Origin of the sequence: Embleya scabrispora DSM 41855 (assembly GCF_000372745.1) — a bacterium.
In the GTDB taxonomy this organism is placed as follows: Bacteria; Actinomycetota; Actinomycetes; order Streptomycetales; family Streptomycetaceae; genus Embleya; species Embleya scabrispora.
The window spans coordinates 43,934-70,291 of record NZ_KB889691.1 but is presented as its reverse complement, the minus strand read 5'-3'; the positions used below and the strand labels follow the sequence as shown (position 1 = coordinate 70,291).

Genomic DNA, 26,358 nt, shown 5'->3' with positions numbered 1-26,358 from the left:
CCCCACGCCACACTGCGTACACCGCACCTCCTTCATCGTCCGAGCCCAGGTCCTCCGGCGGATCTCTTGGGCGGCAACCTCATTCGAACGGGCCGGAGTTCTCAGCGTGGCAGGGCGGCCAACCAGTCGATCAGGAGCCGGTCGACCTCGGTGGGACGCTCGTGGTGGAGCCAGTGGCCGCAACCCGCGAGGACATGGGAGGAGACCAGGCCGGGCAGTGTGGTGGGGAAAGCGTCGATCGCGTCGGACAGCCACATGGTGGAGGCGTCCAGAGCGCCGCCGAGGAACAGCGAGGGCTGGGTGATCGGCGCGCCTGCGTACGCGGCCAGATCCGCCCAGTCCCGGTCCATGTTCCGGTAGCGGTTGAGTGCCCCGCTCATTCCGGTCCGCTCGAACTCACCGGCGTAGACGTCGAGATCGTCCTCATCGAGCCACCCGGGCAGGCGACCTGCGGGGAATCGGTCGCGGAGCCTGCCGCCGCGGCCGACGAAGTGCGGATCGGGCGCGTCGGCGGCGGGCATGGTGTCGGCGGAGAGCGCCGCGTAGAAGCCGGCCAGCCAACCCCGTACGTCCGGCTCGATCTCCGCCTCGGCGCGGCCGGGTTCCTGGAAGTACCGGACATAGAACTCCTCTTCGCCGCCCATCGCCGCGAACACATCACTGGGCTTCGGTCCGCCGGGCGGGGTGTACGGCACGCTCAGCAGCCCGACCGCGCGAAAGACATCCGGCCGGACCAAAGCGGACTGGGCGGCGATGGTCGAGCCCCAGTCGTGTCCGACGATCACCGCCGAGCGCTCGCCCAGTGCCTCGACGACGGCGACGTTGTCCTCGATCAACTCCGACATCCGGTACGCGGCGATGTCCTGCGGCTTGGACGAGCGGCCGTAACCCCGGACGTCGATGGCGACCGCACGATGGCCGGCCGCCGCCAGGTCGGCCAGCTGCCTGCGCCAGCCGTACCACGAATCGGGGAACCCGTGCACGAGCAGGACCAGTGGACCGGCGCCCTGCTCCACCAGGTGGATGCGGCCGGCCGGGGAGGGAACCAGGCGATGGGTGAGGTCCGCGGTTCGGGCCGGTCGGGTCATGTGAACTCCCAGGTCTCGGTACGGACCACGATCATGTGGCGATCCGTCGGCGGCCACAAACTTCCGTGCCGCTTCGGCAAATCACACCGGGGCGAAGTCGGATCCGACCTTCTGCGGACCCCGCGCGTCCACCGGACGGAGAGGATGAAGGATGGGGACGTACACCACGACAGGGGAGATCGGCACCATGAACACACGGCACGCGATCGTCGACACCTCGCTCGGGGGACTCATCGTGGTGGCGTCGCAGGATGCCATCGTGGGTCTCTACTTCCCGCAGCACTGGTACATGCCTCCCGAGGAGAGCCTCGGTCGGCGGGTCGACCATCGTGGGGACCCGCTACTCGCGGCGGCGGCGACCCAGTTGGCCGAATACCTCGACGGCGACCGGACCTCGTTCGACCTGCCCACGGCCACGCACGGCGATCCGTTCCAGGAGCGGGTCTGGGCGATGCTCCGGGAGATTCCGTTCGGCGAGACCACCACCTACGGCGCGCTCGCCGAGCGGTTGGGGAACAAGGCGCTGGCCCAGTCGGTGGGGCAGGCGGTCGGGCACAACCCGATCTCGATCATCGTGGCCTGTCATCGTGTCGTCGGCAGCGACGGGAAGCTGACCGGCTTCGCCGGCGGGCTCGCGCGCAAGCGGCGACTGCTCGAACTGGAGGAATCCGAGAGCACCCGGTCCGCTCGACTGTTCTGAGCCCCGGCTCCGGCGGCGCGCATTCGGTCGGGCGGGGAAGCCGGTTACGGCTCTTCGACTTACAGTGACTACCATGGACGATTTCTTCGGCGTGTCGGGTGAAGAGGCGCCCGGGGACGCACTGCACGAACTTGCCGAGCAGACGACCCGGCAGGGCTGGGCGGCCTCGGACCCCGCGGCCGACCTGCTGCCCAGGCTGCGGGTCGCCTGCGACCTCCCCGGCTCGCCCTGGAGCCTGCGCGGCGCCACCGTACTCCCGGACGGCGTCTACGCCGTCGACGTCGAGCACGCCCGACCCCGCAGCCCCCGCCTGTTGGCCGACGCGATCGAATTGCTCGCGGGGATCGCCGGCCCCGCCTTCTTCGTACGGCACACCGACGCGGCCACCTTCGACTGCGTCACCGGCACCCTGCGGCGCGACACCCCCGGACCCGGCCGAGGGCACCTGCTCCGGCTGCGCCTGGTCGGCCCCGGACGCGACGGCTTCCGCGCCCTGCGGGCCCGCGCGGCGGCCCTGGTGCCCGCGCGTTGAGCGGCGCGCGGATAACGGGTGGTCGGTTGCGGGAGTGGGCTGGTTGGATCCGGGGATGGACCTTCACCTTCCGGACGGTTACGAGATCTCGACCGATCCGACCCGGCTCGATGTCGCGCTGATACACCGCTGGTTGTCCCTCGACGCCTATTGGGCGCTGGGTCGGCCGCGGGAGAAGCTGGACGCGGCGATCGCCGGGTCACTCAACTTCGGGGTGTACGACACGGCCTCCGGGGCCCAGGTCGGATATGCCCGCGTGGTCACCGACGGGGCCACGTTCGGCTGGCTCTGTGACGTCTACATCGCTCCCGCCGTCCGCGGCAAGGGGCTGGGCACCGCGCTGGCCGCGCACATCCGGGACCACTTCGCCCCCGCCGGTCTGCGTCGTCTGATGCTGGCCACGGCGGACGCGCACGCGGTCTACGCGCGGGTGGGCTTCGAACCGGTCGCCGCCACCGACACCTGGATGGTCCTGGGCGAACAGTGAGGCGGGCCGAGAAAGCGCGCCGGGTCCTGCGCTCGGCTCGCGAGCGCAAGCCGAGCCCCGTCCCGGCCGGCGGGGTCTCGGCGCGCCGCCTCGGACGCGGGTTCGGCCAACCGGTCATCTTTTCCGCTCGTGGGCCTATGAACCGTCGAGGGCCCTCGCTAACCTCCAGCGCATGATTTCCACGGTTGTCTGGGGTACCGGGAACGTCGGCCGTGCGGCCATCCGCGCCGTCGAGGCGCATCCGGCACTGAAGCTCGCGGCGGTGTTGGTGCACAATCCCGACAAGGTCGGCCGCGATGCGGGCGAACTTGCCGGGCTGGACCATGAGTTGGGGGTCACGGCCGAGAACGACATCGACGCGGTGCTGGCCGCCGGGCCCGGTGCGGTGGTGTACGCGGCATCCGGCGACATCCGTCCCGACGAGGCGCTCGCCGACATCGTCCGGGCGATCCGGGCCGGCGCCGTGGTGGTCACCCCCGCCCTGTACGCGCTCTACGACCAGCGCAACGCCCCGACGGAGTTGCGCGAGCCGGTACTTGCCGCCATCGAGGCCGGCGGCGGCTCGCTGTTCGTCTCCGGCGTGGACCCCGGCTGGGGCAACGACGTGCTGCCGCTGCTGATCAGTGGGCTGGGCACGACCGTGGACGCGATCCGCTGCCAGGAGATCTTCGACTACTCCACCTATGACCAGGAGGACTCGGTCCGCAACCTGGTCGGCATGGGGCAGCCGATGGACTACGGCGCGCCGATGTTGTGGCCGGAGATGCCGACCATGGTGTGGGGCGGCCAAATCCGGTTGATGGCACGGGCGTTGGGCGTCGAACTGGACGAGATCCGGGAGACGATGGACCGCCGCCCGCTGGAGAGCACGGTGCGCACCACGACGATGGGCGAGTTCGAGGCCGGCACCCAGGGCGCGGTGCGGTTCGAGGTGCAGGGCATCGTCGGCGGCGAACCCCGGATCGTCATCGAGCACGTGACCCGCATCCATCCCTCCTGCGCGCCGGACTGGCCCGTGCCGCCCAACGGCGACGGGGCGCATCGGGTGATCATCGAGGGACGCCCGCGCATCGAGGTCACGGTCGAGGCCACCGACGAGGGCGCGAACCGGTCCGCGGGGGGCAACGCCACCGCGGTCGGCCGACTCGTCGGCGCCATCGACTGGCTGGTCGCCGCCGAACCCGGGCTCTACGACGCGCTCGACATTCCGCTCCGTCCCGCAGTCGGCAAGCTCGGAAGGAAGTAACCATGCACATCGACATTCCCGAGGACAAGGACCCGATCGCCTATGTGTGGGCGGAGATGGTGCCGGAGATCGGGATCGCGGCCTCGACCTTCTCGATGAAGGTCTACGACGCCTCGAACCTGGGACTGCGCGAGTTCGAGGCCGCGCGACTTCGGATCGCACAGATCAACGGGTGCATCTTCTGCCTGGACTGGCGCACCGAACGGGACGGGGAGAAGGTCGAGGACGGGTTCGACGTCGCGGTCACCGAGTGGCGTACCACCGAGGTCTTCGACGACCGCACCCGGCTGGCCGCCGAATACGCCGAGCGGTACGCGGTGGACCACCACAACCTGGACGACGAGTTCTGGGCCCGGATGACCGCGCACTACACCCAGGCCGAGATCGTCGAGCTGAGCATGGCGATCGGGTCATGGCTGGCCTTCGGCCGGCTCAACCACGTGCTCGGCCTCGACTCGGTGTGCGTGCTGCCGAGTCACTGAGTGCCGTCGGGGCCGCGCGGGATTCCTCCCGGGCGGCCCCGATCCGGTGCGCCCCGCGCCCGTGCGGCGTGCGACGGTTCGCCGCGGCGAAATCGAGTAGTCCCCGCGTGCTGCGGAATCTACCCTCGCCATAGCGGGATTGCGCAGTTCCGCAGGTTGAGGTGCCGTGGCAGAGCGGCCCATTGCGATCGACGTGGTGGAGGTTCCCGCCACGTCGACTGAGGGGGGTACGGCGGGCCTGCCCGCCCCCGTCCGCGGGTTCGAATCCCGTCGGCACCTCAACCGCCCGGCCCGCGCCGCCGATCCGTCCTCGGGCGTCAGGTGTTGGGTTTGGCCCGGACGTGCATGCGCTCGCCCTGTCTGCCGAAGAGGCTGAGGATCTCCACCGGGCGTCCGTCCGCGCTGCCGAACCAGTGCGGCAGCCGGGTGTCCCACTCGGCGGCCTCGCCCGGGCCGAGGATCAGATCGTGGTCGGCGAGCACCAGGCGCAGCCGGCCGTTCAGCACGTACAGCCACTCGTAGCCCTCGTGGGTACGCAGGTTCGGCTCGGTGCCCCGGTCGGCGATGATCATCTTGAACGCCTGGAGGGGCCCGGGGGTGCGGGTCAGGGACACCGACGTGCCGCCGCTCGGCAGCGGGCGGGGAGTCAGCCGCACCCGGGGGTCGCCCACCTCGGGAGCGCCGACCAACTCGTCCAGCGGCACGTGGTAGACGCCGGCCAGCGGCAGCAGCAGTTCCAGACTGGGCCGGCGCTGTCCGGACTCCAGCCGGGACAGGGTGCTCTTGGAGATGCCGGTCGCCTCGGAGAGCGCGGCCAGGGTGAGGCCGCGTCGGGCGCGCAGGCGCCTGAGCCGCGGGGCGACCTCGTCCAGGACCGTTTGGTAGGCCGGTGTGTTGTCCATGGGGGCATTCCATCCCGCCGTCCCGGAATTGGCAACAAGCGTTGCCGACGGTGCGTGGTGGGGACACCCTTCCCGGCATGAGCCCGCACAGTGCGGCCGGACGCGGACGCGGACCCGGCGCGAACGGGCGGGCCGCATACGACGAACCCGGCCGGGTCACCGGATCGCCGGGCTTCGGCAGCCACCGGGAAACGGAGTTCATGTGAAAACGATCAGCACGGAACCGGACGAGGCGGCAACCGGCGGCACGGAGCACACACCCGCGGTGCGGTGGGTGCTGGCCGGGCTGTCGTTGTCGATGCTGCTGTCCTCGCTCGGCACCAGTGTTGCCAACGTTGCCCTGCCGACCCTGGCCACCACGTTCGACGCCTCCTTCCAGGCGGTCCAGTGGATCGTCCTGGCCTACCTCCTCGCGATCACCACCGTGATCGTCAGTGTCGGGCGGCTCGGCGACATCATCGGTCGACGCCGGTTGCTCCTGACCGGAATCCTGCTGTTCACCGTGGCCTCGGTCCTGTGCGGCCTGGCGCCCTCGCTGTGGCTGCTGGTCGCCGCGCGGGCGGCGCAGGGCCTCGGCGCGGCCGTGATGATGGCACTGACCATGGCGTTCGTGGGCGAGACGGTGCCCAAGGCCCGGACCGGCAGCGCCATGGGCCTGCTCGGCACGATGTCCGCGATCGGCACCGCGCTCGGTCCGTCCCTGGGCGGCGCGTTGATCGCCGGACCCGGCTGGCGGGCGATCTTCCTCGTCAACGCACCGCTGGGTGTCGTGACACTGGTCCTGGCGTACCGCCACCTGCCCGTCGACCGACGCGAGGCCGGGACCGTGCGGGCGGGCTTCGACCACGTGGGCACCCTGCTCCTCGCGCTGACGCTCGCGGCATACGCGCTCGCCATGACGATCGGGCGCGGCGACTTCGGATGGCTCAACGCGGCATTGTCGGCGGCCGCCGCCATCGGTGTCGCACTGTTCGTCCGTGCCGAGGCGAGAGCCGGCGCACCTCTCGTCCGGCTGACGATGTTCCGGGATCCGGTGCTGAGCGCGAGTCTGGCCATGAGCGCGCTGGTCTCGACGGTGATGATGGCCACGCTGGTGGTCGGGCCGTTCTATCTCGCGCGCACGCTCGGGCTGAAGGAAGCCCTGGTCGGGCTCGTCCTGTCGGTCGGTCCGGTCGTCGCGGCGCTGACCGGGGTGCCCGCCGGTCGCGTCGCGGACCGATTCGGCGCGCCTCGGATGACCGTGGTCGGGCTCGGCGCGATGGCCGTCGGCGCGTTCGTGCTGTCGGTGACCCCGGCGTCCTTCGGCGTCGTCGGCTATCTCGCCCCGATCGTGGTCGTCACCGCCGGCTATGCGGTGTTCCAGACGGCCAACAACACCGCCGTGATGGCCGACGTCCGGCCGGACCGACGCGGTGTCGTGTCCGGAATGCTCAACCTGTCGCGCAATCTCGGGCTGATCACCGGTACCTCGGTCATGGGCGCGGTGTTCGCGCTCGCGTCGGCCGCGAACGACGTCACCACGGCGCGCGCCGGGGCCGTCGCCACCGGGATGCGGGTCACCTTCGCGGTCGCGGCGGTGCTGATCGTTGCGGCGCTCGCCATCGCGCTGCGCGGGCGGGTGCTGGTGCGGCGCGGGGCGCGGGGGTGATTGTCGCCGGGCCCGGTTCGGTTGCTTCGCCGGCTCGGACGTGCGATCCCGTGCCCGCCGCGCGTGGTCGCGGGGTGCGTTGATTCGGGCGCGGGCCGGTTTCGGGGGTGGGCTATGGGGCGTGTTCCAGTCGACGATGTACCACGCGTTGTCGAGGTACTGGAGGGTGTGGCTGCCCAGGTCGCTTTCGGAGACGGCGACGGTGGCGTCGAGGATTGCTTCTTCGAGGAATCGGTGTCGTCGCACGCCGCCGGCAGGATGACGGCCGATACGGTCACTGTTCAACTATGGTTTTCAATCTCGGTACTCAAGGTAAGTGTTCAACCGAGGTGATGGATCAGAGTTGAATCCATCTCCGGGAAAGGCGCCAAGAGTGGACTTCGGATTGTTGCTCGGTCGCGCGTACGAGGCGTTCGTCCAGGAACTGCACGCACATCTCGCGGCGCGCGGATTCCCGATCGTGGGCGCGTCGTATGGGTACGTGCTGCGCACCCTGGACGGCGAGTCCGTCACCGCGACCCAACTCGGCGAGCGGCTCGGTATCACCGCGCAGGGCGCGGCGAAGATCGTCGACGAGATGGTGGCGGCCGGGTGCGTCGAGCGACGTCCCGACCCCGCCGACGGGCGGGCCAAACGCCTGTACCTGGCTCCGCGTGGCCGGGAGATGCTCGACGTGGTCCGCGCGTTCCACGCCGATTTCGAGCACCGGCTGACCGCACGGGCCGGCGCGCAGCCCGTCGCGATCACCCGCGAGACGCTGACCCGGATCGTGGCCGACGCTCCGGGCTCCGATCCGACCCGAATCTTCCGCTCCGTCTGACGGGCCCTCGCACGCGCCGGCTGACGCGCCGTCGGACGAAGCGGAAGCGCCCGGAGTCAGGGGGTGTTGGTGAGCAAACTCCACCAGGGGTTCGGCTGGGACGCTTCAGCGGCGGTGTCGATGCGGTCGCCGGGGCGGGGGATGGCGAGTTGTACGTCCCTGGCCTTGGCCTCGTGCCACAGGCGGTCGACCGGTTCGGCCCACGGGTGCGGGGCCAGGTTGAAGGTCGCCCAGTGCACCGGCAGCAGCACCTTGCCGCCGAGGTCGAGGTGGGCGGTGATCGCTTCTTCCGGGTTCATGTGGATGTCGGGCCAGCTCGGGCTGTACGCGCCGATCGGCATCAGGGTCAGGTCGAAGGGGCCGTGCGCCGCGCCGATACGGGCATAGCCGTCGAAGTATCCCGAATCGCCGGCGTAGAAGACCCGGTGCCGGGTGCCGGCGACGACCCAGGAGCCCCAGAGCGTGTCGTTGCGGCGCAGGGTGCGTCCGGAGAAGTGACGGGCCGCGGTGGCGGTGAAGCGCAGGCCGGCGACGACGGCGTCCTCCTCCCAGTCGAGTTCGATGATGCGGGAGGCGGGCACGTTCCAGCGCTCCAGGTGGGCGCCGATGCCGAGGGGTACCAGGAACGGCGCGGTTTGGGTCGCGGTGAGGGTGCGCACCGTCGCCCGGTCGAGGTGGTCGTAGTGATCGTGCGAGATGACCACCGCGTCCAGGGTCGGCAGCGCGGCCGACGGGATCGGGAGCGGGTGCAGCCGCCGCGGGCCGACGAGTTGGGAGGGGGAGACCCGCTCGCTCCACACCGGGTCGAAGAGCACCCGGCGGCCCTCGATCTCGACCAGGGTGGTCGCGTGGCCGTACCAGACGGCGCTCAGCCCATCCTGGGCCGGCGGTGTGGTCGGAGCGGTGACCAGTGGCACCGGCGCGGCGGGTCGCCGCTCGCTGCGGTTGCGGAGCATCTGGCCGATGAGCTGTGGCGCGTTTCCCGCGGCTACCAGGTCGGCGGGGACCGAGTTGCGGAACGCGCCCTCGTGGAACTGCGGCGATCGCCGAAAGCGGGCGAGTCGTTCGCCTTCGGCTCGACCGCCGAACTCCGCCGGGACGTCCCGCAGGGCCCATCCGGCGGCGGCCAGCGCCAGTCCGCCCGCGACCAGTCGCCGAGCCGCTACGTTTCCCGCCATCGGTCCCACTCTCCTTGTGTCGTCCTCGGCTCTTCAACAGACAACGGGGGTGACACGTTCCCCGAATCGCGATTTTCGTCGCGGCGGGAGCCGTGTCGGTGGGTCGGGGGCCGCGGCAGCGCGAGCAGTTGACGCTGCCGCTGTTGCGGCCCGGCGGCGGGTTGTCGTGCCGGTGGTCGGGGTGCTCGGGTGCCTGGGCCGCCGATGGTGGTCGGGGTGGGCGAAGGCTCGGGGCGGGGATGTTCTTGTCATCTCTATTGCTTGACTGCATCATGCATTCGACGATCGAGTCGAGCGAAACGAGGCACGGCCATGGGCACCGGTGAACTGCTGGACGACAACGACGCGGTGGGACTGGCCGATCTGGTGCGGCAGGGCGCGGTCAAGCCGATCGAGATTCTCGACGCGGTGATCGAGCGAATCGAGGAGCGCGACCCCGCGCTGCGCGCGTTCGTGTCCACACGGTTCGAGGCGGCTCGTGCCGAGGCCGAGGGGACGTTGCCCGACGGGCCGCTGCGGGGCGTGCCGTTCGCGGTCAAGGATCTCGGCTGCGATGTCGCGGGCATGGTGACCACACATGGCTCACGGCTGTTCGCCGACGCGGTCGCCGAGCAGGACGGAGCACTGGCCGTCCGCTATCGCCGCGCCGGGCTGGTGATCGTCGGCAAGACCAATACTCCCGAATTCGGGAAGAATGCCAGTACCGAGCCGCTCCTGCACGGCCCGTCGCACAACCCGTGGCGGACCACCCATTCGACGGGCGGTTCCTCCGGCGGTTCGGCGGCGGCCGTCGCGGGCGGGATGTTGCCCGCCGCGCACGCCAACGACGGCGGCGGCTCGATTCGCATACCGGCGGCCTGCTGCGGGCTGTTCGGGCTCAAGCCCTCGCGCGGACGCGTCCCGGACGACCACGGCCTGTCCGCGCTGGCCTACCCGTTGGCGATCGCACACGCGGTCACCCGTACGGTCCGCGACTCCGCCGCGCTGCTCGATGTCGTCGCCGGTCCGCTTCCCGGAGATCCGTACGCCTCGTTGCCGACGCCGGCCGCCGGTTCCTTCCTGGCCGCGCTGGACACCGCGCCGGGTCGGCTGCGGATCGGCTTCGCGACCGCGAGTGTGGACGGAACAGCCGCCCACCCGGCGGCCGTTCGGGCGGTCGAGCGCACGGCGGCACTGCTCGCAGAGCTCGGCCACCGGGTGGAGGAGGGTGCGCCGAGATGGGACGGTCCGGCGACCGGCCGGGCTCTCGCCCAGGTGATGGCGGCGGCCACGCACGCCCAGATCGAGGACCGACTCGCCGAGCTCGGCCGCGAGTTGCGAGAGGACGACCTCGAACCGTTCACCCGGGTCATCCACGAGCACACGGCCGCGATGCGTGGTCAGGATCTGGTTCGAGCGCTGCAGACCGTGGTGCGGATCGGCCGTCAGGTGGCGCCGTTCTTCGATACGCACGACATCTGGCTGAGCCCGACGTTGGGTGTCGCGGTACCCGAACTCGGGGTCCTGGACACGAGCGACCCGGCGAGCATGTACGCGCACGCCGCGAAGATGACCTGGTTCACGTCGGTGTTCAACGTCTCCGGGCTGCCGGCGGCGAGCGTGCCGGCGGGCTTCGACGAGGCGGGCCTGCCGGTGGCGATCCAGCTCACCGGCCGACTGGGGGCCGAGGCGGAACTACTGCGAGTGGCGGCGCAGTTGGAGGAGGCCGCGCCGTGGCCGGGGTTGGCGCCGTGGCCGACCGGGGTCGCCGGGGGCTGAGCGCAGCGGCCGACGTTCGGGGCGGCGGGCCTTCGGGCCCGTCGATCCGCGTGTGGTCGACGGGCCCGGATCGGCGGTGCCGAGCGGCCTTCGGCTGCGTTCGGCCGACTCAGCGCAGGGTGCCGACGCCGCCGTAACCCCACACGTTCTCGACGGAATCCAGGGCGTCCTCGGGCTCGTTGTCCGGGTTCCAGTGCGGGCGGATGCCGGGTGGTTCGACCAGTTCGAAGCCGTCGAAGAAGGCCAGGACACGATCGTAGCCGCGCATCGTCATCTCGGCGGAGGCGTTCTTCCAGCCGGCCGCTCCAGCCTGGCCGCGGGCGGGGTCGGCGTCCGAGGAGGCGTGCGACAGGATGAGCATGCTGCCCGGCGCGAGGGCGTCGCGCAGCGTCGCGACGATCTCGGCCGGGTTCTCCTCGTCCTTGATGAAGTGCAGGATGGCGACCAGCATCACCGCGACCGGCTCGGTGAAGTCGATCACCTCCAGTACCTCGGGCGCGGTCAGGATCGCCTTCGGGTCGCGCAGGTCGGCCTGGGTGAAGGTGGTCCGCCCCGGGCCGTCGTCGGTCATCAAGGCCCGACCGTGGACGAGCACGATGGGGTCGTTGTCCACATACGCCACCCGTGCGTCCGGCGCGACCTGGTGGGCCGCCTCATGGGTGTTCCCGCCGGTGGGGATGCCGGTCCCGATGTCCAGGAACTGGCGGATGCCGCGCCGTGCGGCGTATCGCACGCTGCGCTGCAGGAAGAGCCGGTTGAGCCGGAGGGTGGTGGGCAGGTCCGGGATCGCGGCCAGGATGTGTTCGGCCGCCGCGCGGTCCACGGCGAAGTTGCTTTTGCCGCCCAGCAGATAGTCGTAGATCCGTGCGGTGTGCGGGATGCTCGTATCGATCCGGACGGCTGCGGATTCCGACGCGACCTCGTCCAGACGCGGCAACCGCCAGGCGTCCTCGTCGCTGTTCGATATCGATGTCACAGGCTCACCCTTCGGACAAGCACTTCCACGGACCCGCCGAGACTACTGCGGCCGGCGGCTGTTCGGGCCACCGCGCGGCGAATCGGCGTTCGACGGTGTCCGAAGGTCCGGGAGGTGTCCGGGGGAGCCCGGGGTCCGTCGGTGTCGATGGTTAGGGTTACGGGCTGTGATGTCGCGTTGATCGAGGGGGTTGTTCGGATGGTCGAGCCGTCCTACCTGGCTGCGGTTCGGCGGTCGTACGACACCGTTTGCGCCGACTATGCCCGGCTCGTGAAGTCTCCGGCGGAGCTGGATCCGTTGTCGCGCTCGATGTTCGGTGCGTTCGCCGAACTCGTGCGGGTGGCGGACCTTGGGCCGGTCGCGGATCTGGGCTGCGGGCCGGGCCGGGTGACCGCGTACCTGGCCTCGTTGGGGTCGGCCGCCTTCGGCGTCGATCTGTCGCCGAAGATGATCGAGTCGGCCCGAAGGGCTTATCCAGACCTGCGGTTTGCCGTGGGATCGATGACCGCGCTGGAGTCGGCGGACGATGAACTCGGCGGCATTCTCAGCTACTTCGTCGTCCACCACACACCGCCGGAGTGGTTGCCGGTGGTATTCGCCGAGTTCCGTCGCGTGCTTGCGCCCGGTGGTTGGCTCATGCTGGGCGACTATGTCGGGGACGACGAGCATGTGCGTCCGACCAGCGCTTACGGGGGCCACCCGGTCTCCTACGAGTCCTACTTCCCACCGGCCGATCGGATCGTCGACCTGCTGGGGCAGGCCGGACTCGTCGTCACCGCGCGGTTGGAATGCGAGCCCGGCGACGGGGTGAAGCGGCGCAATGCCGTCTTCTTGGCGCACAAGCCGGGATCGGCGGACGGGGTGGAACTCCCGGAGTGAATACGGGGGTCGGGCCGACCTCGGGGTTCGGGGCCGAGGGGCTTGGTAGCGGCGGCTCGGCTGCTGCCGGTGGAACTCGGGTGCGTGCGTGGCCTGCGGGGACCGACGGGTGGTGACTCGTCGTGGTGTGCTCGGATGTCTCGGCGGGAGCGACGCGTGGGCGTCACGCCGGGATCAGGGCGATTCGATGGCGTCCTGTCGGAGTGGGCGGCCGGGCGGGGTGGTGCGTTCGTCTTCCGACGGCCGCAGGAGCGGGGCGAGTGCCCTACGGAGGTCTTCGAGGCGTCGGTAGTGCACGGCGGCCATCCCGACCTCGCGAGCTGCCGTGACGTTGGCCTCCGTGTCGTCCACGAACGGCAGCGGTGCGGTGCGGCGCCGACGCTCGCAGCGGCGATGCGATAAACCCGAGCATCCGGTTCGGCGACGCCGATGCGCGCGGTGTTCACGATCGAGTCGGCGAGGTCGGCCGGACCCTGTCGGGCGAGATCCCACTCCAGTCTGGTGGTCGCGGTGGAGACCGGGGCCACGGCGGCGACCGCGCGAACCCGGTGGAGCAGGGCGACGACGCCCCGGTCGACGGTCGGCCGGATGTCGGACCAAGCGGCCACGGCGGCACTCGCGCGTGCCGTCGACCCGCGGCCGGCGGCGAGGTCGGCGGTGACGGCGGCTCGCCATTGCCCGTCCGTGATCCGTCCGGTGATCGCCGGGAGCAGGCGGGTCGGGGCGAAGGCGGCGGCGGCCGGGGTCGTCTTTCGGTTACGTCGCCGTTCTCCGCTCTCGGCGGGTCAACGTCGTTGGGCGGCCGAAAAGGAGGTCGTAGCCCGGTGGCAGTTGTAGGAGCAGGCGGTTCATCAGGTTTTCGTCGGTGGCGTCGGCCACGACGCTGAGTACCGCCCCGACGTCCCATTTCGCGGTCTCGTCGGTGGCTCCCTCGATCCACGCGCCGGTGGCACGGACGAATCGGTCGGCGCTGAGCGGTTCGTGCGCGGGGAGCGGGTTGAGCAGCACGAGGGCGCAGGTGTCGGGGAGCCGGGCGGCCAGTTCGGCGCTTTCGCCTCCGACCAGGTGTGCGCCCAGGAGGGCCAGGACGACCCTGACGGCTCGTTCCGCCTCCTCGGGGGAGGAGTATTCGCCCCGCTCCTGGACTGCCGCGAGGAAGGATTCCCATCGCATCGGCATCTGTATCGGCCCTTCTTCCGTCTTGCGTTGAAGGCGATCGGGGCGGGCTCGGGCGGGACGGCCTCGATCGGAGGGCGGGCGGCGTACCGGTTCGACGACCGGGACGGGCAGCCTCGGAACGCCGGTGTGGCCGGCCGCATCGACCTTTGCGCCGGCAAAGGCCCGTCGCGCTCCGCTGCCGCGCGTTTTCTTCGAGCCGCGCGCCATTTTTCCGGGGCCACGGAGCGGGCCCGTGCGCAAGAGGTGCTCCCAACCTTATAACTCTCCGTAGGAGACTTGACAAGCCGAGGCTCGGGTGGGGCAGGCCCGACCGGAAGACGCCCACGCCGAAGGTGTCGCGGTGGCTCGAGAGGCCGTGGCGCGAAAAAGGTTGCGCTCGACCACCTTGCGCGGGACCTCGACGCGTCTCGGGAGCGGCCTCGCCGGCCGGCGCCCGGCCGTCGGCACAGGCCGGCCGGTGCCGCGCATTCTCGAAGTGGTGGCTTCGTCGGTGGGTGGAGGCGCCTTGGGTGATGTGGCCGTATGGGTTGGGTTCGTCGCCCTGTGTGCCGGTTCGCGACTTCCGCGTGGCGGGCGGGGGCCGGCCTCGCACCCGGGTGGCGAGGCTTTCGGCGGCGCCGTCGGCGGGAGCGGTGCACGTTGGCCTTCCGGGCTCGGCCCGCCGACCGTTCCGGGGCGGCGGTCCGACGGTTGTCGGCCACCCGGATCCCGGATATCGGTCCGGGTTGCCTCGCGTATGTCCGTCGTGGCCGGTCGGCAACGCGGGCGTCGACTGCTCGCTCGGGTCGTCGGGTTCGTCATTGTCAGGCCCTCGGCCGTGGTCTCGCCGTCGAGGGTGATGGTGAGTGGCCTGGCCGCTGTCGGATGCGCCGGCTCTTCCCGTGAAGCTTGCCCGGCGGTGCGCGTGTGTTCACGCTCCGGACATCGGATGCCGGCCTACTGAGCCGAGTTGTACAGACAACTCGACTTCCGCCTGGAGCATTTCCGTGCCCACCTCCCGTGGCCGCAGCACCCCGATCGCCGTCGGCCCCGCCGCCGGTCATGACCCCAGGTCCCGAGTCCGCCTCCACGTCGAGCAGCCGGGCGCGGCCCTCGCGGGTGCCGAACACCTCGGCCACACCCCGCTCGCCGCCACGCTGCCACGAGTCCGGGCGCCCGCGCGGCCAAGCGCCCGAACCGACCCGGCCGACCGCTCAAGTGCCCAAGCCCACGCGGCCAACCGCTCACGCCCACGCATCCACACGGCCACGACCGCGCGCTCACGCACACGTTCCGATGCCCCCGCGCGCCCGCGCCCGTGCGTCGGAAGCGCGAGCCCGGCGACCGCGACGTGCGCCGGCTGACTCACCTCGCAGTCGCAGGCTTTGCGACTCGGCTCCCGCCTCGGGGGCCGCATACCCCTGTCCGCGGCATCGCCGATACCTGCGATGCCGCCCCCGTTTCGGAAAGGAATCGACCATATGTCGGGGAGTTCGCTCACTCTTCTGCGTCCCACCGTGCCCAAGGAAGGTGATCAGCTGACCTTTCGGTTCGCCACCGATGTGCCGCATGCGAAGAACTGGGTGGGGGTGTACGACGGGGCTCGGCAGCCGGGTGACGGGGGGTCGTTGGCCTGGAAGTACGTCACCGCCGCCGAGGGTGAGGTGACCATCGAGACGCAGGGGCTCACGGATGGGCCCTACACCGCCTACCTGTTGGCCAAGGACGGTTACGCGATCCTCGCGCAGACCGCGCCGTTCACTTTCGCGGTGCGGCCGGTGCCGCCCCGGCCCCGTTTCGCGGTGGACACCGTCACCGGCGCGGCCGTCGCCCCGGGGGAGACCTCGATCGTGCGCCTGGCCGGCCTGTGGACCGCGTCGAACGGGCAACAGTCCGGCCAGGGCGTCACCTTCCGTGCCCGAGGCGGTGACGGTTGGCTCGGCGTCGGTGCCGACGGCGTCGTCACCGCCAAGGCCCCGCGCGGCGGCGCGCGCCGACCGGGCGTACTCGTGGTCGAGGGCCGAGACGGCGCGACCGGTGCCACCTCGCAGCTCACGGTGCAGGTACCGGTCCGGCGCAACGCGCGAAGCGCCAAACTCAAGGTCGCCGGCCTCGACGCCTGGGACGCGGGCAAGCACGTGGACGGCGCGGTGACCAAGTTGTTGCGGCTCGCGCTGTCCCAGGATCTGGATGTGCTGGCGTTGCAGGACACCGGCGGTGTCCTGGGCAAGTCGGTGGCCGAGGCGCTGGGTTGGGCGGTGTACGAGGACCCGGCCGGGCTCGCGCTGATCAGCCGGCATCCGCTCACCGATCCGCGCCCCGCGAGCGCCGAGCTGCCTGCGGTCGCGGCCACCGTGCGGGCTCCCGGGGTGCGCGCCGTCCGAGTGTGGACCGCGCGCCTGGACGAGGGGGACTACGGGCCGACCGGGATTCGCCGAGGCCGTACGCCCGCGCAGGCCGAGGCGGCCGAACGGGCGAGCCTGCGCTACGGCCAGGCTCGGACGCTGGTCGCGGCGATGGAGCCGGACCTGCGCGCGGCTCGGGACACCCCGGTGCTGCTCGCGGGCGCCCTCGCCTCGCCTTCGCACCTGGACTGGACCGCCCGCACCGCCGGCGCCCACGGGACGTCCGGACCGGTGCGCTGGCCAGTCACCCAACTGCTCGAACAGGCCCGACTGGCCGACGTGTTCCGCGACCGGCACCACGACCCGGCCCGTGAGCCCGGCAACACCTGGTCGCCGGTGGACCCCTCCCAGCCGCAGGACCGCATCGACGCGCTGCACACCGCCGGCCCGCTGTCCGCCGAGGAGGCGCACAGCCTGGTCACCGGCTGGCCCAAGCCGATCCCGGGCACCGCCGGGAACGGCTGGCCCAGCGACCACGCCGCCGCCGTCGCCACCTTCACGCTGCGCGCCTGACTGCCCGTCACCTCCCCTCCTCGAAAGGTCGGTTCGTCATGACCGAGTTCAGCCGCCGCTCCTTCGTGGGCGCCTCCGCCGCCGTCGGCGCGGCCGGCGCGGTGGGCCTCACCGCGACCCCCGCCCACGCGGACCCGACACCGGACCCCGCCGCGGACGCCGCACGCCGGCCGAACCCCGGCAGCGTCAAGGACGTTCGGCACGTGGTGATCCTGATGCAGGAGAACCGCAGCTTCGACCACTACTTCGGCACCCTCGCGGGTGTGCGCGGCTTCGCCGATCGCCAGGGCCTGGTGCTGCCGGGCGGCGACGACGTGTTCCGCCAGCCGCACCCCGGCCGCACCGACGGCGGCTACCTGTTGCCGTATCGGATGGACTCCACCAAGTACAACGCGCAGAACGCCGGCGGCCTCCCGCACGACTGGAGCACCGGCCACACCGCGGTCAACAACGGCGCGCAGAACCGCTGGGTCGCGGCCAAGGGTGAACGCTCGATGGGCTACTTCACCCGCGAGGACATCCCGTACCAGTACGCCCTCGCCGACGCGTTCACCGTGTGCGACGCCTACTTCACCTCACTCAACGGCCCCACCGACCCGAACCGGCTCTACCTGTGGTCGGGCACCGCCGGACCCGGCCGGGACGGCACCACCGGTCCGTGGATCGACAACACCCCCGTCACCGACAATCCGGTCGCCGACTGGACCACCTACGCCGAGCGGCTGTCCGCCGCCGGGGTGAGCTGGCGCGTCTACCACAACCCGAGCAAGGACGACCGCTACGGCGACTACGACGACAACGGTCTGTCCTACTTCAAGCAGTTCCACAACTTCCCCAAGGACGACCCGCGTTACATCAACGCGATGACCAAGTGGGACCTGACCGCGTTCGACGCGCACTGCAAGGACGGCACGCTGCCCACCGTCTCCTGGCTGGTCGCGCCCTATCTGTTCTGCGAGCACCCGGACGCCGGGCCCAACTACGGTGCGCACTGGGTGAACACAGCGCTGCAATCGATGTTCGCCAACCCCGAGGTGTGGAAGCACACCGTGTTCCTGCTGATGTACGACGAGAACGACGGCTACTTCGACCACGTGGTGCCGCCGATGCCCGAGCCGGGCACCCCCGAGGAGTTCGTCGGAGGACGGCCGATCGGCCTCGGCTCGCGCGTACCGCTGTGGATCGCCTCGCCCTGGAGCCGCGGCGGGCATGTCAACTCCCAGGTGGCCGATCACACTTCGGTACTGCGCTTCCTGGAGACGGTGACCGGGGTGAACGAACCCAACATCTCCGCGTGGCGTCGCGCGGTCTGCGGTGACCTCACCTCCTGCTTCGACTTCACCCGGCCCGACTACACCATCCCGGTCCTGCCCGACACCAACCCGCTGATCGCCAAGGCGGATGCGGCCAAGGCGCTGCCCGGCGTCAAGCTCCCGGCGGCCGGCGCCCAGCAGGTGCCCACCCAGGAACCCGGCTACCGACCGCACCGGCCGCTGCCGTACCGCCCCTGGGCGGATGTCACCGTCGACCGCAGGACCGGCCGGGTGGAGTGCACGCTGGCCAACGAGGGCACGGTGACCTATCACTTCACCGTGTTCCCCAACATCGCGCTCCCGTTCGCGGGTACCCCGTTCACCGTGGCTCCGGGCAAGCACGCGACCTATGTGTGGGACGCCGCCGGCACCGACGGCGCCTACGACTTCAGCGTGCACGGCGCGGACGGCTTCGTCGGGCGCTTCGCCGGCACCGTGGTTCGCGACCCGCAGCGTGACGTCGCCATACCCTCGGTCCGGGCCACGCTGAGCGGGCGCCGGCCCGACGCGGCCCGGGTGGAGTTGCGGTTGGGCAACGACGGCGACACCGACGCGCGCTTCACCGTCACGCCGAACGACTTCGGCGGAACGGCCCGCGAGCAGTGGGTCGGTGCCCGGGACCGGGATACCGTGACGTGGCCGACCGACGCGCACGGCCGCTACGACATCACGGTCGCGGCGGCGAACGGGTTCACCCGCCGCTACGCCGGTACGGTCCACCCCTCGAACCGGGACTGATCGACGAACGATTCGCGGTGCCTCGTCCCCGAAAGCGCGGGCGGCGAGGCGCCGCGAGCCGGATGCTCACTCCGGGCGGCGCCGGATCAGCACCAGGGCGCTGTGTGCCCGGACCGCACGGATGCTGCCCGCCTTGATCTCGACCTCGTCGGCGTCGTCCGGGTCGGCGGTGTCCACCGCGACGTGCCAGATGTCGCCGTCGTCACGCAGGACCGGGATGCGTACGTCGATGCCGTCGTAGTGGGCGTTGAGCACGAACAGGAACGAGTCGTCGACGATCGGGCCTCCTCGGGAGTCCCGTTCGGAGATGGCGTCCCCGTTGAGGAAGACCACCACGGAGCGGGCTTCGGCGCGGTCCCAGTCCCTGCCGGTCATCCTCGCGCCGTCCGGGCGGAACCACAGCAGGTCGGCCGGGCCGTCCCCGCCATCGCCGCGGAAGAAGCGCCGGCGGCGCAGCACGGGGTGTTCGGCGCGGAGTCGGACCAGGCCGCGGGTGAACTCCAGGAGGTCCCGTCGGGTCGGGTCGGCGGCGGCCCGGGCCCAGTCCATCCAGGCGATCTCGTTGTCCTGGCAGTACACGTTGTTGTTGCCGTGCTGGGTGCGGCCGAATTCGTCGCCGTGCGAGAGCATCGGCACGCCTTGCGCGACGAACAGGGTCGTGAGCAGGTTGCGCTGTCGGCGCTCGCGCAGCGCGCGCACGCGCGGGTCGTCGGTCTCGCCCTCGGCGCCGGAGTTCCACGAACGGTTGTCGTTGGCGCCGTCGCGGTTCGCCTCGCCGTTGGCCACGTTGTGCTTGTCGTTGTACGACACCAGGTCGCGCAGGGTGAAGCCGTCGTGTGCGGTGACGAAATTGACGCCCGCCAGCGGCCTGCGGTGCTCGCTCGCGTACAGGTCGGAGGAACCGGTCAGGCGGGCCGCGAACTCCGGCAGCACGCCGTCCGTGCCGCGCCAGAAGTCGCGAACCCCGTCCCGGAATTTGCCGTTCCACTCGCTCCACAGGGGCGGGAAGTTGCCCACCTGGTAGCCGCCCTCGCCCAGGTCCCACGGCTCGGCGATCAGCTTGACCCGGCTGACCACCGGATCCTGCTGGACCAGGTCGAAGAACGCGGAGAGCCGATCCACCTCCTCGAACTGCCGGGCCAGGGTGGCCGCCAGATCGAAACGGAAGCCGTCGACGTGCATGTCGGTGACCCAGTGGCGCAGCGAGTCCATGATCAGCTGGAGCACGTTGGGGTGCCGCATCAGCAGGCTGTTCCCGGTGCCGGTGGTGTCGTAGTAGTGCGCCGGATCGTCGTCCACCAGGCGGTAGTACGAGGCGTTGTCGATGCCGCGGAAGGAGAGCGTGGGGCCCAACTCGTTGCCCTCGGCGGTGTGGTTGTAGACGACGTCGAGGATGACCTCGATCCCGGCCGCGTGCAGGGCCTTGACCATCGCCTTGAACTCGGTCACCTGTTCGCCGCGGGTTCCGGAGGAGCAGTAGGCGTTGTGCGGGGCGAGGAAGCCGATGGTGTTGTAGCCCCAGTAGTTCGACAACCCTCGGTCGAGCAGCGATCCGTCGTGGACGAACTGGTGCACCGGCATCAGCTCGATCGCGGTGACGCCGAGTGCGGTCAGGTGCTCGATCACGGCGGGATGGGCCAGACCGGCGTAGGTGCCGCGCTGGTGTTCGGGAACGTCGGGATGGGTGCGGGTCATGCCCTTGACGTGCGCCTCGTAGATCACCGTCTCGTGGTAGGGCCGGTTCGGGCTGCGGTCGTCGCCCCAGTCGAAGGTCGAGTCGGTCACCACCGACAACATGGTGTGGCCCAGGTTGTCCGTCGTGTTCTGCTCGTCCCGCGCCTCGGGGCGGTAGTCGAGCAACGACAGGTCGCCGTCGGTGTCGCCGTCGATCGCCTTTGCGTAGGGGTCGATCAGGATCTTCGCGGGATTGCAGCGGTGTCCCCGGTCGGGATCGTGGGGTCCGTGTACGCGGTACCCGTAGCGCGTGCCCGGTCCGACGCCGGGCAGGTAGCCGTGCCACACGAAACCGTCCACCTCGGGCAGCGGCACCCGCCGTTCGGTGCCGTCGTCGCCGATCAGCGCGACCTCGACGCGTTCGGCGACTTCGGAGAACACCGCGAAGTTGGTGCCCGAGCCGTCGAAGGTGGCGCCGAGGGGATAGGACCTGCCATTCCATGCCTGCATGAGGTGACACTAACCGGTCATATCGGGCGCAAATTCGACCCTCGACGCGCGGCGCTCTCGTGTCTCGTCGCGACTTCGGTCGCGGGGTGCGCGTTCGAAGCGGCATTTTTGAACGCGTTCAATTCTTTGGGTTGGGGTAGTTCCCGGGACCGAGGGGGTTCGATGAAGGTTGTGATACCCGGGGGGACCGGGCAGGTGGGCACGATTGTCGACCGCGCTGCGGGCGGCCGGCCACGAGGTGGTGATCCTGACCAGGCGACCGGAGCGGCCGGGATTGCTTTGCTGGGACGGGACGACCGCGGGGGCCGGGTGAAGGCCGTCGACGGCAGCGATGTGGTGATCAACCTCGCGGGTCGCAGCGTCAGTTGCCGTTACACGCAGGCCAATCTGCGCGAGCTGCTCGCGGCGGGCTTCGAGTTCGAGCACGCCCGCCGGCCGGAGGCCGCCGCCGATCTCGTACGGCGTGTGCGGGAGCGGTGAGGCGGCCGGGCGGGCTCCGGCGAGGCCGGCGCTCGTGATCGGTGACGGGCGTGCGGAGGTCACCGGGTGCGTGTCGAGCGGGTCATCGCCCGTTCGGTGAACTGCCGGACGCCTCCGGGGTGGATGCCGCTTCTCCCGAGCCGGCGGCGGGGCGGGGGCTTTGTGCCGGCTGCGGCGCGGGACCGGGCGGCCCGAGCCGCGGACGTATCGTGCGCCACCACGCGCCCGAGTCCCACTTCGGCCGCCCACGCGTCAACCGGCGGCAGCACAGTCCGATCAGCACCGCGCTGAGATGTCCGGTCGCGGTGAAGTCCCGATGCACGAACATCGGCAGGCCGACGTACAGCGCCAGGCCCGCGAGATAAGGCCATCGCCCCGGGCCGGCGATCCGGTAGCAGAGCACGCCCGCGACGGCCATGTACCCGTAGCTGGGGCCGACGTCCAACTGAAAGCGCGCACTCCGCGCCAAAGTGCCATCGTGGACCTGCGCCAGGACGATCGCCTGGCTGACGCAGGTCGCGCCCACGTGCCCGAGCGCGGCGACGGCCAGCCACCGCCGAGTCCCGATCCACCGCTCGGCGACCGCGCACAGCACGGTGAACATCACCGTGAACTTGAGCAGGTGCAGACCCTGGTCCCAGACGGCGCTGGCCACGAACACCCGCAGCGGCGCGGTGTCGAGATTGTGCAGATTCGTGCTCTGTCGACGGAGGAAGGCGATGCGCTCGTCGGCCGTCAGGCGCACGTACAGGTCGGCTGTGGTCACATAAAGGATCAGCAGCCAGATGTAGGTACCGGGGGCGGAGATCATCCAGTCGCGGACCGCACCGAGGGCTCGTCGTGTCGACTCCGGGCTGGGCACGCGCAAGGGTCTTCCCATCGGGAGGCAGACGTTCGTCCCGATACAACCACGAAGATCACGCCAACCGCACCCGACCCGGGCCTGCCCCGATGCGGGCGGGTCCTTGCCCGCCCGACACCGAACGGTCCCCGGCCTTTCCGGCAGCCGCGGTGGGCGGGCGTTGTGGGGCGCGATCGCAGCCCGGAAAGCGGGCTCCTTTCGGTCGGCCCGGGGGCTTTCGGGTTCGTCGGCGCGTCGTTGCGAGGTTTGTGCGACAGGGCGGGCAAAATTGGCTGGATTGTGGTGATTTAGTGCAGCTGTGGGCGTCGTGTGGCGAGCGGTGAAGGGGCCGTGGTCCGTCGGTCGGTGTGGAGGGAGGCGGCTTGTCCACCTATTTGTTCCGGCTGGGGCGCTGGGCATTTCGGCATCGGCGCCTCGTGTTGGCGGTTTGGCTTGCCGTCGCGGCGGGAGCTGTCGTCCTTGCCATGGTGAGTGGGGGCAAGACCAATGACACCTTCACGATTCCCGGGACCGAGGCGCAGCGTACGACGGACCTGCTGAACGACAAGCTGCCCGCGCTCGGCGGCGGTCAGACGCAGGTGGTGTTCGCCGGGAAGGGCACGGTCAAGGTCACCGACCAGGGTCCTCGGGCCGGTATCGAGGCGGCCATCGCGCAGTTGCGTGCCGTGCCGCAAGTGGCCTCCGTATCCGACCCGTTCACCGATCAGGGCGTGTCGCCCGACGGGCACGTGGCGCTCGGCTGGGTGCAGTACACCGCGCAGCCGGCGGACGTCGAGGACGCCACCTTGGACAAGCTCGCGGACGCGGTGGTGCCGGCCCGGCAGGCCGGGGTCCAGGTCGAGTACTCGGGCAGTGTGTACCCGGGCTGGCGGATCACTCCCTCCGAGCTGCCGGAGGTGATCGGCCTGGCGATCGCGCTGATCATCCTGCTGATCACGTTCGGTGCGATCGTGGCCGCCGGTGTGCCGATCGTCAACGCGATCATCGGCGTGGTGATCGCCCTGATGGGCGTGACCGCGCTCGCGTCGGTGGTGAACATCGCGTCGGCGTCCACGACGGTGGCGCTCATGCTCGGGTTGTCCTGCGGCATCGACTACGGGCTCTTCATCCTGTTCAGGCACCGCAACAATCTGATCGCTGGCATGGCCGTGGAGGAGTCCGTGGCCCTGGCCCTGGGCACCGCCGGCAGCTCGGTGGTCTTCGCCGGGCTCACCGTGATCATCGCCCTGTGCGGGCTGGCCGTCGTGGGCATCCCCTTCCTGACCCTGATGGGGCTGTGCGCCGCGGCGGCGGTGGCGGTCGCGTTGTTGATCGCGCTCACCCTGTTGCCCGCGATCCTGGGCTTCGCCGGTACCAAAGTCGCCTCGTTCATCGACACGCGGCTGCGGCCCGGGCACCACGAGGAGGTCGCCCGGATCGTCGCGATCGAACCGGCCCGGACCTTCGGCGCGGCCTGGGCGCGTTTCGTGGTGCGCTTTCGGATCCCGGCACTGATCCTCGGCGTCGGCCTGTTGCTCGTGCTGGCGATCCCGGCGACGAGCATGGAACTGGGCCTGCCCAGCAGTGCCTCCCAGCCCGAGTCCTCCACCCAACGCAAGGCGTACGACCTGACCGCCGCGAGTTTCGGGCCCGGGTTCAACGGACCCCTCCTGGTGGTCGCCGACGGGCCGGTGAACCAGACCGGCTTGCAGAACCTGGTGGCCGCGCTGAAGCAGCAGCCGGACGTGGCGGCGGCGGGTCCGCTCGCCGTGAACGATCAGGTGGCCGTGGTCCGGGTGATTCCCACGACCGGGCCGAACTCCGAAACCACGGCCGACCTGGTGCACCAGATCCGCGACAACCGTGCGGCGATCGAGGCGGGCGTAGGCGCGCCGATCCTGGTCGGCGGCAGCACCGCGTCCAACATCGACGTGTCCGCCAAACTCTTAGCCGCGCTTCCTGAGTTCCTGCTCGTGGTGGTGGGGTTGGCGTTCGTGCTGCTCACCTTCGCTTTCCGAACCATCCTGGTGCCGATCAAGTCGATCATCGGTTTCCTGCTGTCGATCGCGGCGGCGTTCGGGGCCGAGGTCGCGATGTTCCAATGGGGCTGGGGCGAGGACATCTTCGACATCACCCCGACCGAGACGATCAGCTTTCTGCCGATCCTGATGCTCGCGATCATCTTCGGACTGTCCAGCGACTACGAGGTGTTCGTCGTCTCCCGGATCAAGGAGGACTTCACCGATACCGGCGATGCGCGCGGTGCGGTCGCGCGCGGCACCGGGCTGTCCGCGCGCGTGGTGACGGCGGCGGCGCTGATCATGTTCGCGATCTTCGTGGCGTTCATGTTCACCGACGACCCGACCATCAAGGCGATCGGGTTCGGTTTCGCGGTCGGTGTCTTCCTGGACGCCTTCGTGGTCCGGTTGACCCTGGTTCCGGCGACGATGGCGATCGTTCGGGCCAAGCTGTGGTACCACCCCCAGTGGTTCGCCAAGTACGTCCCCGACCCGGACATCGAGGGCAAACGCCTGGAGGAACGCCTGAGCGGCGGCATACCCGCTGCCCGCGGCGGAGCGGGACCGCACTGAACGCGCGGCCTGCGACCCCGGCGTTGCCCGGCCCGGAGCACGAGCGTCCCGATGCGTTCGGCGAACGATGCCGGCCGGCGCGGAGGGCAGCCGAAGGTGTGGCGCCACACCGCAAGGGCCGCATTCCGGCCATCCTGTCGGACAGTGCCTCGGGGCCGCCCGGACGCGGTCGTCGGCTCTTTTTGCCAAGCAGGTGCAACTGATGGGCACCATCCGGGCGTTGATGAAGATGACGCACCGTTTCGGGTTCGTCGGACACCCACAGTCAGGAGAGGTCATGCCCGGTCCCTTGATTCTCGGCCGCAGGGCCCCCGTCCCCACCCGAGGCGCGCCCGCACTGCCCCGCCATCACTACGATCCCGATCTGTGCGTCAATGTCACCCCGGGCGGCAAGCTGCTGATCCACGCGGTCGACTCGGGCACCTACACCGGAACGCAGGAGCCCAGGGGATACAAGAAGGATGACTGATCACGACGCGAGCGTCGTGATCGTGGCCACCGAGGAGGACCTGACCGCCGACATGGTGGCGGCGCACCTCCTCGGCGGCCCCGTGGCCCTGCTTCGGCTGGACCCGGGCCGACTGCGCGAACGCCCGCTGGTCACCGGCCGGTTCGCCGGTGGGCGCTGGCACACCGTACTGACCTCGGGGCGGGCGACGGTGACCCTGGACGAGCGCTGTGCGGTCTACTGGCGCAAGCCCACCCGGCCGGACGCACTGGCCGCCGCCGAGGAACGCTGGCGTGCGGACGAGAACACCACAGCCCTGCTGGGCCTGTTGCGCGCGCACCCGCTGAAGGTGTGGATCGACGACCCCACCGTCGTGGCCGCCTCGCTGCACAAACCCACCCAATTGGCGGCCGCCGCGCGCAACGGTTTCGCGGTGCCCGACACGCTGTTCACCAGCGATCCGCATGCGGCCCGCGCGTTCATCGCCGCACACCGGGACAAGGCCGTGGTCAAGGCGCTCACCCAGCGGCACACCACCTTCATCCCGACCACGCGCATCCACCTCTCGGACGACCTGACGGGCATCGCCGGCACCCTGCACTACCTGCAAGCCCTGGTCGAGGACCGACTGTTCGACGCGCGGGTGACCGTCGTGGACGATCGGGTGTTCGCCGCCGCGATCAGGACGGACGGTGCGCTCGACTGGCGGGCCGTTCCGCAGGAGACGGCCGAGTACCGGGCGATCGACCCGCCGGCGGAGATCGCGAGGGCGTGCGTCGAGCACGTGCGCGACCTCGGGTTGGTCTACGCCGCGCTGGACTTCGTGGTCACCTCGGCCGGCTGGACCTACCTGGAGACCAACTGCGTGGGCGAGTTCGGCTGGATCGAGAGTGCGACCGGCCTGCCGATCTCGGCGCGGCTCGCCCGGGTCCTGTCCGAGGGCCCGGCCCGGCGCAGGGCCGTCGTGTCCTGCGCGTCCGCCAGAATGTGA

At 70.6% G+C, this 26,358-nt stretch carries 22 protein-coding genes, 1 tRNA gene and 1 pseudogene; 17 read left to right on the top strand and 7 right to left on the bottom strand.

Features of this window, described 5'->3' with window-relative positions:
• Positions 1-101 precede the first annotated feature (101 nt).
• Positions 102-1,088 carry an alpha/beta fold hydrolase gene (locus A3IC_RS0135540; protein WP_020554848.1) on the bottom strand — a complete coding sequence of 329 codons (987 nt, stop codon included), beginning with the start codon at positions 1,086-1,088 and terminating at the stop codon, positions 102-104.
• Between the two features lie 187 nt (positions 1,089-1,275).
• Between A3IC_RS0135540 and A3IC_RS0135530 the strand changes: the two genes are divergently transcribed.
• The 6 genes from A3IC_RS0135530 to A3IC_RS69080 all read left to right on the top strand — a co-directional run bounded on the left by A3IC_RS0135530 (position 1,276) and on the right by A3IC_RS69080 (position 4,814).
• Complete coding sequence (locus A3IC_RS0135530; protein WP_020554846.1) at positions 1,276-1,788, top strand: methylated-DNA--[protein]-cysteine S-methyltransferase; 513 nt, start codon at positions 1,276-1,278, stop codon at positions 1,786-1,788.
• Between the two features lie 73 nt (positions 1,789-1,861).
• Complete coding sequence (locus A3IC_RS0135525; protein WP_020554845.1) at positions 1,862-2,320, top strand: hypothetical protein; 459 nt, start codon at positions 1,862-1,864, stop codon at positions 2,318-2,320.
• A 55-nt stretch (positions 2,321-2,375) separates the two neighbouring features.
• The gene (locus A3IC_RS0135520; protein WP_020554844.1) at positions 2,376-2,807 is read left to right on the top strand and encodes a GNAT family N-acetyltransferase; all 432 of its coding nucleotides are present in this window, start codon (positions 2,376-2,378) and stop codon (positions 2,805-2,807) included.
• A gap of 172 nt (positions 2,808-2,979) precedes the next feature.
• A complete protein-coding gene (locus A3IC_RS0135515) occupies positions 2,980-4,053 on the top strand; it encodes an NAD(P)H-dependent amine dehydrogenase family protein (protein ID WP_020554843.1) in 1,074 nt (357 codons plus the stop codon).
• A 2-nt stretch (positions 4,054-4,055) separates the two neighbouring features.
• Positions 4,056-4,535 (top strand): carboxymuconolactone decarboxylase family protein, encoded by a 480-nt coding sequence (locus A3IC_RS0135510; protein WP_020554842.1) that lies wholly within the window; start codon positions 4,056-4,058, stop codon positions 4,533-4,535.
• 160 nt (positions 4,536-4,695) lie between these two features.
• Positions 4,696-4,814: transfer RNA gene (locus tag A3IC_RS69080), tRNA-OTHER, on the top strand.
• A gap of 38 nt (positions 4,815-4,852) precedes the next feature.
• Here the strand turns inward: A3IC_RS69080 and A3IC_RS0135505 are convergent.
• Entirely contained in the window at positions 4,853-5,437 is a 585-nt protein-coding gene (locus A3IC_RS0135505) for a helix-turn-helix domain-containing protein (protein ID WP_020554841.1), read from the bottom strand.
• 77 nt (positions 5,438-5,514) lie between these two features.
• On the opposite strand from A3IC_RS0135505, the gene A3IC_RS72710 reads away from it, so the two are divergent.
• The 3 genes from A3IC_RS72710 (at position 5,515) to A3IC_RS0135490 (ending at position 7,905) form a co-directional block, all read left to right on the top strand.
• The gene (locus A3IC_RS72710) at positions 5,515-5,643 is read left to right on the top strand and encodes a hypothetical protein (RefSeq protein WP_020554840.1); all 129 of its coding nucleotides are present in this window, start codon (positions 5,515-5,517) and stop codon (positions 5,641-5,643) included.
• Positions 5,640-7,085 (top strand): MFS transporter, encoded by a 1,446-nt coding sequence (locus A3IC_RS0135495; RefSeq protein WP_020554839.1) that lies wholly within the window; start codon positions 5,640-5,642, stop codon positions 7,083-7,085. Before A3IC_RS72710 ends, A3IC_RS0135495 begins: the two co-directional genes overlap by 4 nt.
• Before the next feature lie 373 nt (positions 7,086-7,458).
• Positions 7,459-7,905, top strand: a complete 447-nt coding sequence (locus tag A3IC_RS0135490; protein ID WP_020554838.1) for a MarR family winged helix-turn-helix transcriptional regulator — start codon at positions 7,459-7,461, stop codon at positions 7,903-7,905.
• A 56-nt stretch (positions 7,906-7,961) separates the two neighbouring features.
• Here A3IC_RS0135490 and A3IC_RS0135485 read toward each other — a convergent pair whose 3' ends face one another.
• Positions 7,962-9,083, bottom strand: coding sequence for an MBL fold metallo-hydrolase (locus A3IC_RS0135485; RefSeq protein WP_020554837.1), 1,122 nt, complete (start codon positions 9,081-9,083; stop codon positions 7,962-7,964).
• A 312-nt stretch (positions 9,084-9,395) separates the two neighbouring features.
• Between A3IC_RS0135485 and A3IC_RS0135480 the strand changes: the two genes are divergently transcribed.
• Positions 9,396-10,841, top strand: a complete 1,446-nt coding sequence (locus A3IC_RS0135480) for an amidase (protein WP_020554836.1) — start codon at positions 9,396-9,398, stop codon at positions 10,839-10,841.
• A gap of 109 nt (positions 10,842-10,950) precedes the next feature.
• On the opposite strand, the gene A3IC_RS0135475 is transcribed toward A3IC_RS0135480, so the two are convergent.
• Entirely contained in the window at positions 10,951-11,817 is an 867-nt protein-coding gene (locus A3IC_RS0135475; RefSeq protein WP_020554835.1) for an SAM-dependent methyltransferase, read from the bottom strand.
• A 198-nt stretch (positions 11,818-12,015) separates the two neighbouring features.
• Here A3IC_RS0135475 and A3IC_RS0135470 point away from each other — a divergent pair, with 198 nt between their 5' ends.
• A complete protein-coding gene (locus A3IC_RS0135470) occupies positions 12,016-12,696 on the top strand; it encodes a class I SAM-dependent methyltransferase (RefSeq protein ID WP_020554834.1) in 681 nt (226 codons plus the stop codon).
• Between the two features lie 756 nt (positions 12,697-13,452).
• On the opposite strand, the gene A3IC_RS0135460 is transcribed toward A3IC_RS0135470, so the two are convergent.
• Positions 13,453-13,875, bottom strand: coding sequence for a DUF2267 domain-containing protein (locus A3IC_RS0135460; RefSeq protein ID WP_020554832.1), 423 nt, complete (start codon positions 13,873-13,875; stop codon positions 13,453-13,455).
• Between the two features lie 1,460 nt (positions 13,876-15,335).
• Here A3IC_RS0135460 and A3IC_RS0135455 point away from each other — a divergent pair.
• Together A3IC_RS0135455 and A3IC_RS0135450 are read left to right on the top strand one after the other, a co-directional pair.
• Entirely contained in the window at positions 15,336-16,772 is a 1,437-nt protein-coding gene (locus A3IC_RS0135455; protein WP_020554831.1) for an endonuclease/exonuclease/phosphatase family protein, read from the top strand.
• Positions 16,773-16,810: 38 nt separating this feature from the next.
• Complete coding sequence (locus A3IC_RS0135450; protein WP_020554830.1) at positions 16,811-18,823, top strand: phosphocholine-specific phospholipase C; 2,013 nt, start codon at positions 16,811-16,813, stop codon at positions 18,821-18,823.
• Positions 18,824-18,889: 66 nt separating this feature from the next.
• On the opposite strand, the gene glgX is transcribed toward A3IC_RS0135450, so the two are convergent.
• Positions 18,890-21,007, bottom strand: a complete 2,118-nt coding sequence (gene glgX, locus A3IC_RS0135445) for a glycogen debranching protein GlgX (RefSeq protein WP_020554829.1) — start codon at positions 21,005-21,007, stop codon at positions 18,890-18,892.
• A 162-nt stretch (positions 21,008-21,169) separates the two neighbouring features.
• On the opposite strand from glgX, the pseudogene A3IC_RS65625 reads away from it, so the two are divergent.
• A pseudogene (locus A3IC_RS65625) lies at positions 21,170-21,409 on the top strand (NAD-dependent epimerase/dehydratase family protein); the annotation flags it as partial.
• Between the two features lie 160 nt (positions 21,410-21,569).
• On the opposite strand, the gene A3IC_RS58400 reads toward A3IC_RS65625, so the two are convergent.
• A complete protein-coding gene (locus A3IC_RS58400) occupies positions 21,570-22,367 on the bottom strand; it encodes a rhomboid-like protein (protein WP_191864181.1) in 798 nt (265 codons plus the stop codon).
• Between the two features lie 344 nt (positions 22,368-22,711).
• Here A3IC_RS58400 and A3IC_RS0135430 point away from each other — a divergent pair, with 344 nt between their 5' ends.
• The 3 genes from A3IC_RS0135430 to A3IC_RS0135420 all read left to right on the top strand — a co-directional run bounded on the left by A3IC_RS0135430 (position 22,712) and on the right by A3IC_RS0135420 (position 26,358).
• On the top strand, positions 22,712-24,919 hold the full coding sequence (locus A3IC_RS0135430) for an MMPL family transporter (protein ID WP_040877689.1): 2,208 nt from the start codon (positions 22,712-22,714) through the stop codon (positions 24,917-24,919).
• 277 nt (positions 24,920-25,196) lie between these two features.
• On the top strand, positions 25,197-25,388 hold the full coding sequence (locus tag A3IC_RS0135425; RefSeq protein WP_079026884.1) for a hypothetical protein: 192 nt from the start codon (positions 25,197-25,199) through the stop codon (positions 25,386-25,388).
• Positions 25,381-26,358, top strand: coding sequence for an MvdC/MvdD family ATP grasp protein (locus A3IC_RS0135420; RefSeq protein ID WP_020554825.1), 978 nt, complete (start codon positions 25,381-25,383; stop codon positions 26,356-26,358). Before A3IC_RS0135425 ends, A3IC_RS0135420 begins: the two co-directional genes overlap by 8 nt.

Bases quoted from the DNA above. Each gene is read 5' to 3' on its own strand.
- A3IC_RS0135525 (WP_020554845.1), top strand. From the start codon at position 1,862: ATGGACGATTTCTTCGGCGTGTCGGGTGAAGAGGCGCCCGGGGACGCA.
- A3IC_RS0135455 (WP_020554831.1), top strand. From the start codon at position 15,336: ATGTCGGGGAGTTCGCTCACTCTTCTGCGTCCCACCGTGCCCAAGGAA.
- A3IC_RS0135520 (WP_020554844.1), top strand. From the start codon at position 2,376: ATGGACCTTCACCTTCCGGACGGTTACGAGATCTCGACCGATCCGACC.
- glgX (WP_020554829.1), bottom strand. From the start codon at position 21,007: ATGCAGGCATGGAATGGCAGGTCCTATCCCCTCGGCGCCACCTTCGAC.
- A3IC_RS0135470 (WP_020554834.1), top strand. From the start codon at position 12,016: ATGGTCGAGCCGTCCTACCTGGCTGCGGTTCGGCGGTCGTACGACACC.
- A3IC_RS0135510 (WP_020554842.1), top strand. From the start codon at position 4,056: ATGCACATCGACATTCCCGAGGACAAGGACCCGATCGCCTATGTGTGG.
- A3IC_RS0135480 (WP_020554836.1), top strand. From the start codon at position 9,396: ATGGGCACCGGTGAACTGCTGGACGACAACGACGCGGTGGGACTGGCC.
- A3IC_RS58400 (WP_191864181.1), bottom strand. From the start codon at position 22,367: ATGGGAAGACCCTTGCGCGTGCCCAGCCCGGAGTCGACACGACGAGCC.
- A3IC_RS0135530 (WP_020554846.1), top strand. From the start codon at position 1,276: ATGAACACACGGCACGCGATCGTCGACACCTCGCTCGGGGGACTCATC.
- A3IC_RS0135460 (WP_020554832.1), bottom strand. From the start codon at position 13,875: ATGCCGATGCGATGGGAATCCTTCCTCGCGGCAGTCCAGGAGCGGGGC.
- A3IC_RS0135420 (WP_020554825.1), top strand. From the start codon at position 25,381: ATGACTGATCACGACGCGAGCGTCGTGATCGTGGCCACCGAGGAGGAC.
- A3IC_RS0135515 (WP_020554843.1), top strand. From the start codon at position 2,980: ATGATTTCCACGGTTGTCTGGGGTACCGGGAACGTCGGCCGTGCGGCC.
- A3IC_RS72710 (WP_020554840.1), top strand. From the start codon at position 5,515: ATGAGCCCGCACAGTGCGGCCGGACGCGGACGCGGACCCGGCGCGAAC.
- A3IC_RS0135425 (WP_079026884.1), top strand. From the start codon at position 25,197: ATGCCCGGTCCCTTGATTCTCGGCCGCAGGGCCCCCGTCCCCACCCGA.
- A3IC_RS0135485 (WP_020554837.1), bottom strand. From the start codon at position 9,083: ATGGCGGGAAACGTAGCGGCTCGGCGACTGGTCGCGGGCGGACTGGCG.
- A3IC_RS0135450 (WP_020554830.1), top strand. From the start codon at position 16,811: ATGACCGAGTTCAGCCGCCGCTCCTTCGTGGGCGCCTCCGCCGCCGTC.
- A3IC_RS0135505 (WP_020554841.1), bottom strand. From the start codon at position 5,437: ATGGACAACACACCGGCCTACCAAACGGTCCTGGACGAGGTCGCCCCG.
- A3IC_RS0135540 (WP_020554848.1), bottom strand. From the start codon at position 1,088: ATGACCCGACCGGCCCGAACCGCGGACCTCACCCATCGCCTGGTTCCC.